This window comes from Chromatiales bacterium 21-64-14, from assembly GCA_002255365.1.
Lineage (GTDB): Bacteria > Pseudomonadota > Gammaproteobacteria > 21-64-14 > 21-64-14 > 21-64-14.
Genome location: NCBI01000003.1, coordinates 55949 through 68866, shown reverse-complemented (window position 1 = coordinate 68866; position 12918 = coordinate 55949). Strand labels below are relative to the sequence as shown.

The 12918-nt window shown below is 67.3% G+C and carries 11 protein-coding genes and 1 pseudogene; 6 read left to right on the top strand and 6 right to left on the bottom strand.

The features are described from left to right. Positions 1 to 184 precede the first annotated feature (184 nt). Positions 185 to 880 (top strand): hypothetical protein, encoded by a 696-nt coding sequence (locus B7Z66_03140; GenBank protein OYV77722.1) that lies wholly within the window; start codon positions 185 to 187, stop codon positions 878 to 880. 331 nt (positions 881 to 1211) lie between these two features. On the opposite strand, the gene B7Z66_03135 is transcribed toward B7Z66_03140, so the two are convergent. After that, complete coding sequence (locus B7Z66_03135; GenBank protein ID OYV77721.1) at positions 1212 to 1694, bottom strand: GNAT family N-acetyltransferase; 483 nt, start codon at positions 1692 to 1694, stop codon at positions 1212 to 1214. A gap of 177 nt (positions 1695 to 1871) precedes the next feature. Here B7Z66_03135 and B7Z66_03130 point away from each other — a divergent pair, with 177 nt between their 5' ends. From B7Z66_03130 to B7Z66_03120, 3 genes are all read left to right on the top strand, one after another. Next, positions 1872 to 2411, top strand: coding sequence for a hypothetical protein (locus B7Z66_03130; GenBank protein OYV77720.1), 540 nt, complete (start codon positions 1872 to 1874; stop codon positions 2409 to 2411). Between the two features lie 117 nt (positions 2412 to 2528). Then, the gene (locus tag B7Z66_03125; protein OYV77719.1) at positions 2529 to 4025 is read left to right on the top strand and encodes a glycerol kinase; all 1497 of its coding nucleotides are present in this window, start codon (positions 2529 to 2531) and stop codon (positions 4023 to 4025) included. Positions 4026 to 4090: 65 nt separating this feature from the next. Next, positions 4091 to 6238: a 23S rRNA (guanine(2445)-N(2))/(guanine(2069)-N(7))-methyltransferase gene (locus B7Z66_03120; protein OYV77718.1), complete on the top strand. Its 2148-nt coding sequence runs from the start codon at positions 4091 to 4093 to the stop codon at positions 6236 to 6238. Here B7Z66_03120 and B7Z66_03115 read toward each other — a convergent pair. The 5 genes from B7Z66_03115 to B7Z66_03095 all read right to left on the bottom strand — a co-directional run bounded on the left by B7Z66_03115 (position 6216) and on the right by B7Z66_03095 (position 11608). Continuing rightward, positions 6216 to 7193 carry a hypothetical protein gene (locus B7Z66_03115; protein ID OYV77717.1) on the bottom strand — a complete coding sequence of 326 codons (978 nt, stop codon included), beginning with the start codon at positions 7191 to 7193 and terminating at the stop codon, positions 6216 to 6218. The genes B7Z66_03120 and B7Z66_03115 overlap by 23 nt on opposite strands. Positions 7194 to 7195: 2 nt before the next feature. Further along, positions 7196 to 8539, bottom strand: coding sequence for a hypothetical protein (locus B7Z66_03110; protein ID OYV77716.1), 1344 nt, complete (start codon positions 8537 to 8539; stop codon positions 7196 to 7198). A 202-nt stretch (positions 8540 to 8741) separates the two neighbouring features. Further along, complete coding sequence (locus B7Z66_03105; protein ID OYV77715.1) at positions 8742 to 8972, bottom strand: hypothetical protein; 231 nt, start codon at positions 8970 to 8972, stop codon at positions 8742 to 8744. Positions 8973 to 9077: 105 nt separating this feature from the next. Beyond that, a complete protein-coding gene (locus tag B7Z66_03100; GenBank protein ID OYV77714.1) occupies positions 9078 to 10928 on the bottom strand; it encodes a penicillin-binding protein 2 in 1851 nt (616 codons plus the stop codon). Next, positions 10928 to 11608, bottom strand: a complete 681-nt coding sequence (locus B7Z66_03095; protein ID OYV77713.1) for a rod shape-determining protein MreD — start codon at positions 11606 to 11608, stop codon at positions 10928 to 10930. Before B7Z66_03095 ends, B7Z66_03100 begins: the two co-directional genes overlap by 1 nt. A 165-nt stretch (positions 11609 to 11773) precedes the next feature. On the opposite strand from B7Z66_03095, the gene B7Z66_03090 reads away from it, so the two are divergent. Together B7Z66_03090 and B7Z66_03085 are read left to right on the top strand one after the other, a co-directional pair. Continuing rightward, on the top strand, positions 11774 to 12499 hold the full coding sequence (locus tag B7Z66_03090; GenBank protein OYV77712.1) for an MBL fold metallo-hydrolase: 726 nt from the start codon (positions 11774 to 11776) through the stop codon (positions 12497 to 12499). Between the two features lie 130 nt (positions 12500 to 12629). Then, positions 12630 to 12894 (top strand): annotated as a pseudogene (locus tag B7Z66_03085) (IS3 family transposase). Positions 12895 to 12918: the final 24 nt, after the last annotated feature.

Here is a 12918-nt window from a genome sequence, read left to right as displayed (position 1 = left end):
ATTCGCATCACGGTTCACCCGATTTCCGGACGCAAAAAAGCGTCGGTGAATTTTACAACTTCGCTTCCGGGACGGCGCCAAACGGCTACTGCTTTTCATGGACTCATTGTATATCAATGAGTTAGGCGATCTGGTCCGAATATTGCCGCGATCTCGGTCGAGTCCGGAAGGATGTCGATACGCAATGCGCACGCTCAATGCAGTACGATCGGTAATCCTCGGGACCGCGGCGCTGGCGATGGGACTGACCGCGTTCCCCGCAGTGGCCTCGTTCGTTCCGTCGTCCACCATCTTTACCCTGAACGCGGGCAATTCGGCTTTGACAGGGTATCCCAGCCCCTACGGGACCGTGACGGTGGACCTCACGAGTTCCACGACCGCGAACCTCACCTATAAGGGAGGCAGCAGCGGTCAGTACACTTATCTGTTCGGTGACAGCGGCATGGCCGACGCCAACGTGAACGCCGGCTCGTGGACGATCGGTTCCTTCACCGAAACGAATCCCGCTGGATTCGGCTCTGCGGTTCCAGCCGATTCCGGTTCCGGCACCGTCGACGGCTTCGGCGTGTTTAACCAGACGACCAAGAACTCTGGTGGTTACAATGACGCCGCCAGCTCGGTCGGCTTCACGCTCACGAACACGAGCGGCACCTGGGCCGACGCGGCGGGCGTGCTCACGCCGAATGCAAGCGGGTACAGCGTGGCGGCGCATATCTTCGTCTGCAATACCAGCGCCGGCGCGTGCAGCCCGGGCATCCCTGCAGCGGTCACGGGTTACGCCACAGCCACAGTGGTCCCTTTGCCCGCTGCGGCGTGGCTGTTCGGCTCCGGGCTCCTGGGACTGATGGGGTTCTCGGTACGGCGGGGGAGGAAGACCTAGCAGCCTGTCGGACTTAACGTCGGCAGGCAATGAATCGCTGCCTGCTCGACACAATGTGCACCATTACGGTGCATGTTTTCGGCCTTTAGCGCTAAACACGACGCCATAAATAATACAGCAGTGCGATACCCTTGCCTCGTTCTTTTCTTGGGAGAAAGGCGATGCACAAGCTGCAGATCGAGGATGCCGAAGTGATGCGACTCGCGATTCAGCAGGAGATCGCGCGCAACGAGGAGTCGCGTTACGACCATAGACTGCATGGATTGCTGCTGGCAACTGCGGGACCACCTCTGCCGCGGGTGGATCCGCGTGTTTGACGACTGCTGCGCGCTCAGAGCCCGAGCTTCAGCTTGCGTCCGCCGGTAATCGCAAAGCCCATCCGCTCATAGAAACGCAGCGTGGCCTCGAACGGGGGCAGCGGCGGCGTCGTCACCTCGAGACGCGTCCAACCCCGCGCGCTGCCATACGCGCGGGCCGCGTCCGCAAGCCGCGAGCCCGCGCCCAGGCCGCGGTGCTGCGGATGCACATAGAACTCCGGGATGATGCCGAACGCGCCCTCCGCGTATAGCGACCAGGTCTCGCATAGCGCCACGAATCCGATCGCGCCGCCGCCCTCAGCCCGGTGCGCCACGAACACCTGATACTTTCCCTGTGCGACCAATGCCGTGAGCCGTTCCCGGGTCTCGTCGAGGTCGAAGTGGAAGGCGCGGGTCCCGATCGCGTCCATGATCTCGGTCATCAGCGCGCCCGCCATCTGCGCGATCGTCGGCATATCCTCCGGCCGGGCTTCCCGGATCACGATCTTCGACGTCATCTCTTGCTACTCCTGCCGCGCGTCCGACGGGTACGCCGGCGCCCGGCGCTGCGTGTGCCGGCGCGCCTTGCCATCGGGACGCGATGTCGCGTAGTTTACCTGGATCAGGTCGCACCATCGAGGCGGGAACGTGCCCGCCGCGCCGGGTGGACCGCGAATCACTACAGGCATGGCAAGATGGACAGCCTCGATCCGTTCCAGATTCACGCCCGCTACAACCGCTGGATGAACGAGCACCTGTTCGATCTGTGCGACGGCATCCCGGACCACGACCGCAAGCAGGACCGGGGGGCGTTCTTCCGCTCGATACACGGCACCCTGAATCATATCCTGCTGGCGGACCGGCTCTGGCTCGGGCGTTTTCTCGACTGCCCGTTTCCGGTCCAGGCGCTGGATGACGAACTGTATCGCGACTACGAGACGCTGAAGTCCGAACGGCGTGCGACGGACGCGGAGATCGAGGCCTATGTCGGTACCTTGTCCGAGGCTGTGCTGATGGCGCCGATCACGTACACGAGTGTCGTCGACGCACAGCGGCGGACGTTTCGCCTGCAGGACTGCCTGCTGCACTTCTTTCTGCATCAGGTCCATCATCGCGGACAGATCACGACCCTGATCTCCCAGCTGGGGGTGGATATCGGCGTGACGGATCTGATCGGCATGCCCGGAATCCAGCACGCCGCGGGTGAGACGCGCACGACGCCGGCCGGTTTCTAGCGCGGCCCGCAGGGGCGTGCGCACCGCACGGCAGGTTTGGGATTCCAGTTGCGACGGGTTCGCAGCGCGCCCACGGGACACTGCGGAGATCGGTCTATCAACGGCGGGGTGCCCGGGATGAGTCACATACTCGCGCTCGATCAGGGAACCACCAGTTCCCGCGCCATCGTCTTCGACGCGGCGGGGACGGTGCGGGCCGTGGCGCAACGGGAGCTGACGCCGGTGTTCCCGCGCCCGGGCTGGGTCGAGCAGGATCCGCGCGAGATCTGGGAGTCGCAGTCGGCGGTGGCGGTGGAGGCGGTGCGCCGGGCGGGCCTCAGCGCCGGCGACATCGCCGCCATCGGGATCGCGAATCAACGCGAGACCACGATCGTCTGGGACCGGGCCACGGGACGCCCGCTCTACAACGCCATCGTGTGGCAGGACCGGCGCACCGCGGATCTGTGCGCGGATCTCGCGCGGCGCGGACTCGCGGACCGGTTCCGCGACCAGACCGGACTGGTGATCGACCCGTATTTCGCGGGGACCAAGCTGCGCTGGATCCTGGATCATGTCCCCGGCGCGCGCGACCAGGCGGAGCGCGGCCAGCTCGCGTTCGGCACGGTGGATGCGTGGCTGATCTGGAACTTCACCGGCGGCGCGCGCCATCTCACCGACTGCACCAACGCATCGCGCACGCTGCTCTACGATCTGCACACCGGCGATTGGGACGACGGATTGCTGGAGCTGCTGGCGATCCCACGCGCGCTGCTGCCCGAGGTGCGCGGTTGCAGTGAGGTGCTGGTGGAAGCGGGCGCGGGACCGGCGGGGCTCAAGATGCCGGTCACCGGCATGGCGGGCGACCAGCACGCCGCGCTCTTCGGCCAGGCGTGCCTGACACCGGGCATGGTGAAGAATACCTACGGGACCGGCTGTTTCATGGTCATGAACACCGGCACCGAGGCCCTGGTCTCGGGCAATCGGCTGTTGACGACGCTCGCGTGGCGTATCGGCGCGGATACGCGCTACGCCCTGGAGGGCAGCGTGTTCAACGCCGGCGCGGTGGTGCAGTGGCTGCGCGACGGGTTGGGGCTGATCGAGCGCTCCGCGGATGTGGAGGCCCTGGCCGCGTCGGTGCCCGACGCGGGTGGCGTGTACCTGGTGCCCGCGTTCAGCGGCCTGGGGGCGCCGCATTGGGATCCCTACGCGCGCGGGGCCGTGGTCGGTATCACCCGCGGCACGAGCGCGGCGCACCTGGCCCGTGCCGCGCTGGAGTCCATCGTGTTCCAGTCCGCGGATGTGTTGCACGCCATGGAGGCGGACGCGGGTACGCGGCTCGCGCAGCTGCGGGTGGACGGCGGCGCCACCGCCAACGACCTGTTGATGCAGTTCCAGGCAGACCTGTTGGGGGTGCCCGTGGTCCGCCCGCGCGTCGCGGAGACCACGGCGCTCGGGGCCGCCTACCTGGCGGGTCTGGCCGCCGGCGTCTGGAAGGACACCGGGGAGATCGAGGCCCAGTGGCAGGCGCAGCGGGTGTTCGAGCCCGCCATGTCCCGGGACGAGGCCGCGGCGCGCCACGCCGGCTGGCGCCGGGCCCTGGAGCGGGCCAAGGGCTGGGAGACACCCGCGCCGTGATCCGTCCCGTAGGGTAGAATGCCCGGCTTGCGGTACGCCGCCCCGCGACTCGCCCCCATCTTCCGATGACCGATTCCTACCGCTTCTTCGCCACTGCGCCCAAGGGGATTGCGCCCCTGCTGGTGGAGGAACTGAGCGCCATGGGGGCCCCCGACGCGGCGGAGCGCGCGGCCGGAGTGCCGTTCACGGGCGACCTGGAGCTGGCCTACCGCGCGTGCCTGTGGTCGCGCACCGCCAACCGGGTGCTGTTGCCGCTGGCGGAGTTTCCCGCGCCGACCCCGGATGCCCTGTATGAGGCCGTGAAGGCGATCGCGTGGGAGGACCATCTGGGCGTGGACGGCACCCTGGCGGTGGATTGCAGCCTGGCCCGTGCCGCCATCACCCACAGCCAGTTCGCGGCGCTGCGCGTGAAGGATGCGGTGGTGGACCGGTTCCGGGACGCGTGCGGCGCGCGTCCGTCGGTCGACGTGCAACGCCCCGACCTGCGCATCAATCTCTACGTGCGCGGGGAGCGCGCCACGGTATCGGTCGATCTGTCCGGCGCGAGCCTGCATCTGCGCGGTTACCGCACCGCCGGCGTGGCGGCGCCCCTCAAGGAAAATCTCGCGGCAGCGATCCTGCTGCGCGCCGGCTGGGCGGAAGTGGCCGAGGCGGGCGGGGCGCTGGTGGATCCCCTGTGCGGTTCCGGCACGCTGCCCATCGAGGCGGCCATGATCGCCGGAGACATCGCACCGGGGCTGTTGCGCGACTATTTCGGTTTTCTCGGCTGGCGCGGCCATGACCCCGCCCTGTGGGCGGACCTGCTCGCGGAGGCGCAGGCGCGGCGCGCGGCCGGGAGCGCGCGGCCGGCGCCGGTGATCGGTTACGACGCAGACGCCGCGGCGGTGCGTGCGGCCCTGGCGAACGTGGCGCAGGCCGGGCTGCGCGGCCGGGTGCACATCGAGCGGCGCGCGTTGGGCGACTGCGAACCCCCGCCCAAGGTCCGGGCGCCGGGACTGGTGGTCGCCAACCCGCCCTACGGAGAACGCCTGGGAACACCCGCGCTGCTGGCGTCCCTGTATGCGGAGCTGGGTGCGCTGCTGCGCCGCCGCTTTGCGGGCTGGAAGGCGGCGGTGTTTACCGCGAACCCGGAGCTGGGCCGGCGCATCGGACTGCGGGCGCGGCGCACCCATACCCTGTACAACGGCGCGATGGAGTGCCGTCTGCTCCACTTCGTTCTGGACGAACCCGCGCCGGTGGCGGAGTTGTCCGCGGGCGCGGAGATGTTCGCCAATCGTTTGCGCAAGAACCTCAATACCACCGGACGTTGGGCACGGCGCGAGGGGATCGATTGCTACCGGTTGTATGACGCGGACCTGCCGGAGTATGCGCTGGCCATCGATCTCTATGGCGACGGGGCCGAGCGTTGGGCGCACGTGCAGGAATACGAGGCGCCGTCCTCGGTGGACCCGGCGAAGGCGGGCATCCGCTTGCAGGACGCGCTGGGCGTGATTCCGAAGGTGCTGGAGCTGCCCACCGACCACGTGTTCTTCAAGGTGCGCCGCCGCCAGAAAGGCCGCGACCAATATGGGAAGCTGTCCGCCGCCGGGCGCTTCCGGGAAGTGCGCGCGGGCGGGCTGCGCTTCCTGGTGAACTTCACCGATTACCTGGATACCGGCTTGTTCCTGGATCACCGCCCGATCCGTGCCCTGATCCGGCAGTTGGCGCCGGGGCGGCGGTTTCTCAATCTGTTCGGGTACACCGGCAGCGCGACGGTGTGCGCGGCGGCAGGCGGTGCGGTCGCCACCACCACCGTGGATCTGTCGCGCACCTATCTCGATTGGGCGCAGCGCAACCTGGCGCTGAATGGCCTTGCCGGCGCGGACCATACCCTGGTGCAGGCGGATTGCCTGGAGTGGCTGCGGGCGCCATCGCGGCCCGGTGCCTTCGATCTGATCTTCCTGGACCCGCCGACCTTCTCCACCTCCAAGCGCATGAGCGGAACCTTCGACGTGCAGCGCGACCATGCCGCGCTAATCCAGGACGCGCTGCGCTGGCTGGCCCCCGGCGGCGTGCTGCTGTTCTCGACCAACTTCCGCCGGTTCCGCCTGGATGCCGCGGCCTTGCCGGGCTTGGAGATCGAGGACATCAGCCGGGATACCCTGCCGCGCGACTACGTGCGCAGCCCGCGCATCCACCAGTGCTGGCGGATCACCCGGCCGCCGGGCGGTTGACCGGAACGCCGCGCGCGCGGTCCGCGCCCTCGCGCGTGGCGTCTGCCAGGCTGGTGGTACGGATCACCTGCGGGTCCACGCACGCCGGGCCGAGGTCCCCGCCGAGTCCGCGCAACTTGTCCGGGTTCGCCACGATATAGATGCTGTGGATGCCGTCCGGCGCCATCTCCACGACGAACACGCGTTGGATCCGCCCGGCCACATGGCGGATAGAGCCGGGCGCGCCGTTGACGGTGGTGGCGTGGAACGACGCCGGTTCGAAATAGCGCCGGGCGACCCCGGCGAGCAGGCGCGAGACCGCGCGCAGGCCATGGACCGGTTTGCGGGCGGAGGCGACCTTGCCGCCGCCGTCGGACCAGAGCGTGACCTCCGCGCGGAGCAGGCGGATCAGGCCGCTGGCGTCCCCGGTGCGGGAGGCCTCCAGGAAGCCCGCCATCAGCGCGTCTCGTTGCGCGGTGGTTACCGGGTAGCGCGCGGGACGGTTTGTCATGTGGCGCCGCGCACGGGCCGCGATCTGCCGGCACGCCGCCTCGCGCTTACCCACGATCGCCGCCACCTCGCGGTAGTCGCGCTCGAAGACCTCGCGCAGCAGATACACCGCCCGCTCCGCCGGGGTGAGCCGTTCGAGCAGCAGCAGGAACGCCATGGAGAGTGATTCCGTGAATGCGGGGGTCGCGTCGCCGTCGTCCGGTGTGATGAGTGGTTCCGGCAGCCACGTGCCCACGTACTGCTCGCGCCGGGTCCGGGCCGCGCGCAGGTGATCGATGCACAGGCGCGTGACCACGGTGGACAGATAGGCCCTGGGGGTTTCCACCGCATCCCGGGCCGCGGTCTGCCAGCGCAGGTATGCGTCCTGCACGATGTCCTCGGCATCCTGCACACTGCCCAACATGCGGTAGGCGAGGGAGAACAACAGACGCCGGTGCTGGAGGTAGGAATCGGGATCGCCGGCCATCGTCATGGTGAACCCGCTCGTGCATCAGGATGCCGGGCGGTGCGGCCCGCATCGGTTGGACGCCGCCCGGCGAGGATCAGGGCAGCGGCGTCCCGGGCGCTCGCGACGCTGGCGTCGGAGAGCATGCCGCGGGGTCCGACCCAGTCACCGCAGACATAGAGTCCGGCGACCCCGGGGACCGCGGGACCGGGCCGGCCGCCCCGCCCGCCCTGGTGGGCGGTGACCAGGGCGTGGGTTACGGTCATGCGCCGGCGGTAACGCCGGTCCACGAGCAGCTCCCGCCAGCCGGGTTGCAGGAGATCCAGGACGCCTTCAAGTTCCGCCTCCGCCCCATCGAGTCCGGCATCCGGGGCGCTCGAGCCGTATTTCGCCACATGGATGAGCGCGGCGCCGTCCGGGGCGAGGCGCGCCGCGGTGGAATTCACGGAATAGTATAGCGGTTGATCGATGCCCAGTGCGAAGGTGTTCGTGGGTGCGGGCAGGCGCCGCAGGCCCACGTCCAGGCAGGCCGCGTACACCGGGCGCGCAGCATCGGCCCAGCCCGGTAGCGGGGTCGCGGCGCTGTCTTCCACCCATTCGCTGGCGGCCCGCGGGCCGGCGGCAAGGATGACCGAGGGGGCTGCGCAACGCCACCCCTCCACACCGCGCACGGCACGCACGCCCCGCTCATCGCGTTCCACCCGGAGGATCCGCGCGCCGGTGATGATGGACGCCCCCGCGGCGCGCGCCGCAGCGGCCAAGGACGCCACCAGCGTGCGCCAACCGCCATCGACGTAGTGGACGCCGGCCGCCTGGCTGAGCCGCATCTGGTCCAGGGCCGCGCCGGCGCTGAGTCCGCAGGGGTCGTTCGAGTAGGTGGAGAGCCGCGCATACGCGGCGGCGAGCTGGCGTGTGGTGGGATGATGAAACCGCGTGTCCAGCCACTCGCCCAGACTGACCCGGGCGAGGATGGCCGTATCCATCGCCGGGAGGGTCTGGAACAGACGCGCGATTTCCAGCCGGCCGCGCCAACTCAGCAGCCGGCTGGTGAGCAACTGCCGCGGGGTGCGCGGAAGCCGGAAGCGCGTACCGGCGTGCAGGGCGCTACCGGGCGCGCGCGGCGGGCCGCCGGGGTAGCGGATCCCGAGTTCGCGCAACATCCGGGCATGCTCGCCGCCGAGATACAGGGCGTGCGGACCCAGATTGAAGTGAAAGGCGCCGCGCACTTCCGTGCGCGCGCGTCCTCCCAGGGTGTCCCCCTGCTCGAACAGCGCGACGCGTCGCCCGGCCCGCGCCAGGATCAGCCCGGCGAGCCCGCCACCGACGATCGCGACGTCGGCGTTCTGCGGTCCCTCAACAGGTCCCATCGGTCGATCCTCCTGGTCTGCCCATCAAGACGAGGCAGCCAGGCGGTTTGTGACAGGGGGAACGGTTCAGCTTCGTCCCCCCGGGGCGGGGTGGATCAGACGATGGCATGGGTTGACCGGTTGCGTTCGCGCTCCAGCAGCAGCTTCTTGCACAGGCGGATGAAACGCTCGGCGTCTACGCCGGTTTGAGTCGCGCCCTCGGCTAGGCGGACCGCCTCAGCGCACGCGATAGGTCGCGTGACAGGCCACGCACGCCTGCCTGGGCTAGTGCGTGCAACGCGGTGTAGGCCGAGTGGACTTGGCCGCTGACCGCGGCGTCCTGGGCTGCGACCGCGAACCGGCCGGCGCGCTGGTGCATCGCCATCCCGAGCTCACGCGTGCCCGCCGGCATGTGCGGCATGTGCGGGATCTGCCGGTCCATGTCCTGTACCATCGCGCTCATGCCGAGACGAAATTCAGCGGTCTCGCCGGCCGCGCCAGGGCTAACCAGGGTCGTGGCGGCGCGTCGGTCCGGCGCTCTTGAGAATGAGCCCCGAACTCACTGCTTTTCCTTCAACAGGTACTCGTCCATCACCTTCCGGGCTATAGGCGCAGCGGTAACCCCGCCGTAACCTCCGTGCTCGACGATCACAGCTACCACGATTTTCGGATCGTACGCCGGAGCGAACCCGATAAATAAGGCGTTATCTCTTAGTTTGAATGGGATTTCCGCCTCGTGCGCATAGCCGCCCTTCCCCGTTCCAAACAGCTGGGCGGTTCCGGTCTTCCCGGCGATGGTGTAGCGCAGTCCCCGGGCTATGGAATGCGCGGTGCCGTGAATGCTGTTGACGACATCCGTCATCGAAGTGATGACATCCTTCCAGTAGGCCGGGTTGGAGAGGGTGATCGTGGGCAGGCGCCGCGTGGGAACGATCTTGAGATCACCGGTGCTCGGGTCCTGGGTGGCATAGAGGAGATGAGGAATGACCCGCTGGCCGTGCATCGCGAGAGCCGCGGTCGCAACCGCAAGCCCCAACGGGGTCACCAGCGTGTATCCCTGCCCAATACCGTTGATCAGGGTCTCCCCGGGATACCATGGCTCGTGCCGGGTCGCCTCTTTCCACTGCGGGGATGGGAGCAGGCCAGCCCTCTCCCCGGGTAGGTCCACTCCCGTGCGTTTTTGGAAGCCGAACCGGCTGAGGAAGGCGTGTATCCGGTCGATTCCGAGCTTATGCGCAAGCGCGTAGAAATAGATGTCGCACGATTCCGTAATAGCGTCTTTTAAGTCGACGGTCCCGTGGCCCCCGCGTTTCCACCCCCAGTATTTCCGACTGCTGCCGGGCAGCTGATAGTATCCGGGGCAATAGACGGTGCTCGACGGAATGATTGCGCCGTACTGCAGACCGGCAAGCGCCACAAACGGCTTGATCATTGACCCCGGTGAGTACCGGCCTCGGATCGCGCGATTGAACAGCGGGTGCCCGGGGTTGTCCCGGAGGGCGTTGTAGGCCTTGGTATCGATGCCGTCGACGAAGGGATTCGGATTGTAGGTCGGGGTGCTCACCATCGCGAGGATGTCCCCGTTGACCGGGTCCAGTGCCACGACCGCGCCGGCATATTTTCCCAGGGCCTTCTGGGCCGTGGCCTGCAACCGCGCATCCAGAGTCAGGTAGAGATTGTCCCCGGGCTGCGGGGCGTCGCGCTTGAGTACACGCAGGGTGCGGCCCTGGGCGTTGACCTCGACCTGCTTGACGCCGACGTTGCCGTGCAGGAGTGCCTCGTAATACCGTTCGATACCGGTCTTTCCGATATAGGAGGTGCTGGCGTATTCGCTGGTGTTCACCCGCTTCAGGTCCGCCACGTCGATGCGCCCGACGTAGCCGATATCGTGTACCGCGAGTGGCCCGAGCGGGTAGTAACGTCTGAGCCGCGCGGTGACGTCCACCCCGGAAAATCGCCAGCGGTTGACGGCGAAACGGGCAACCTCCTTCGATGTCAGCTGGAAGCGCAGTGGGATGCTCTCGAAGCGCGGTTTCTGCGCCATTAGCTGCTGGAAGGCTTCGACGTCGTCGTTGCTGATCGGGATCAGCCGCCGCAGCCGTACCAATGTGGACTTCAGGTTCGGCACCTGATCGGGGGTGATCTCGAGATTGTAGGTGGGGACGTTCTCGGCGAGGAGTACGCCGTTGCGGTCATAGATCAGTCCGCGCGTGGGCGGAACGGGCAGGAGCTTGACCCAATTCTCTTTGGACAGCATCGCGTAGTGTTTGTAGGAGACCACCTGTAGGTAGACCAGGCGCGCTATCAGCCCGCTCGTCAGCAGACCGATCAGGATCACCGCCCAGGTGGCGCGGGCGATGGTGAGCTGGCTCTCGGCCAGATAGTCCTTGAGTGTCAGGCGATGGGCCATCAGCGGAACCCGGCCTTCTCCGGTTCGGGCGGCGTGCGGTGATTCAACGGACCCGGACGCGGCGCCGCAGGTCCCGCAGGGCGACGTAGGGCGGCGGCCACGGTATGACGCCGGTGAGCGACGGCGCGCAATACAACCACGTGCGGGCTGGGTGCCCGATGATGTCGTTTATCCACAGTGTTACCATCTGATAGAATGCGAGCGGCAGAAGGACCCTCAGCAGCCTGCTGCCACATCGGATAGACCCGAATTCGCCGACGTAGTTTCAGTGCCACGAACGCGACCAGGGTCGGCCCGAGGGCGTATTTGCCCAGCAGCCCACCCTTGAGCACGTCCATCAGCAGCCCGACGACCCCCGCGCTGCCCACACCGGCGCGTTCCGGCGCGGCCAGACACCCGTAGAGCAGCACCATCGTCGTCCGCTGCGATTGGAACGGCTGGTCGACTGCCGCCAGCAGCGGCAGGATTTGCAACCGCCTCGTAGTGAGGGAATTCGGGACGGTGATCCACCCGCCGCGGTGGGCGCCCCGGACCACGGCTGCCACGCGCCCGCGCGGCGCCGCAGATACCCCTGTGAGGCCACACCAGCAACACCTCGCGGCTGCGGTCCAGATGTGCGGTAGGGATTGCCGTGATTTCGGCGAACGGTCGGCCGGGATCACGACGCACCGTCGCCACACGCGCTACCGGTGCGAGCGCCCCCTCGATGGCGCGGCGTGTCTCCTGCTGCAGGAACCGGTGACGAACGAGTATGGAGGGAAGCCGCCATGGCTTATCTGCAGGCTCGCGTAGCATCCGTAATTGTAAACGGTACTGTTTACTCAAATAACCCGGGGGTGCCCCAGATGATCACCAATCCGCAGTCCGGCACGAACGTCCACGAAATCGCCAACGCGATCTATCGGATCAATACGCCGATCACGCTGCCCGGAGGGGCTGGGCGGTTCAACTTCAATCAATATCTGATCGTCGACGACCAACCGATGCTGTTCCACACTGGCCCGCGGCGGCTGTTTCCGTTCGTGTTGGAGGCCGTCAAGCGCATCATGCCCCCGGAAACGCTCAGACATGTCGCACTGTCGCATTTCGAGGCCGATGAATGTGGTGCGCTCAATGCGTTTCTCGCCGTGGCGCCGGAGGCGGAACCCGTTTGCGGCAGGGTCGCGGCAATGGTGTCCGTGAGCGACTATGCGGACCGGCCACCCCGCGCGCTCGCGGACGGCGAGGAACTTTCGCTCGGTCATCACACGGTACGTTGGTTCGACACACCGCACATGCCTCACGCATGGGAATGCGGGCTGATGATGGAATTGAGTACGCGAACGTTCTTCTGTGGTGACCTGTTCACCCAAGGCGGCTCTGGTGACATCGCGCTCACCGAGTCCGATATTCTCGGACCGAGCGAGGCGTTCAGGAAATCGATGGACTACTTCGCTCACGCACCCCAGACGCAAGCGATACTCGAGCGGCTCGCGATGGAAGAACCGACTACGCTGGCGTGCATGCATGGAAGCGCATGGCGCGGCGATGGCGCGACGCTGCTCCGGGGGCTTGCGGGGGCACTGAGCTGAGATACGGCCGGGAGGAGCAAGGGGCAGCTCACGTGCTGTTTCTGGATGGGGTCTACGGCGATCGACGTCCTCCCGAATTTGAGTAGTGCGCTGATTCGGAATCCGATCCTACGTCCGGAGGAGATTGGACATGAAGCAGCGCTTTTCTGAGGAGCGGATCATCGGTTTTCTGCGCGAGGCGGACGCGGGGACGTCAGTGCAGGACTTGTGCCGCCGGCACGAGAGGTCGGAGGCGAGCTATCATCTGTGACGGGGCAAGGTTGGGGGGTATGAACGGGTCGGATGCCAAGCGGCTAAAGGCGCTGGAGGCGGAGAACGGTCGGCTGAAGGAGCGGTTGGCCGGGGCGCTGCTTGAGCAGGAGGTGACCCGCGAGGTTCGGCGAAAAAAGTGGTGAGCGCACCTGCTCGTCGTGAGGTGG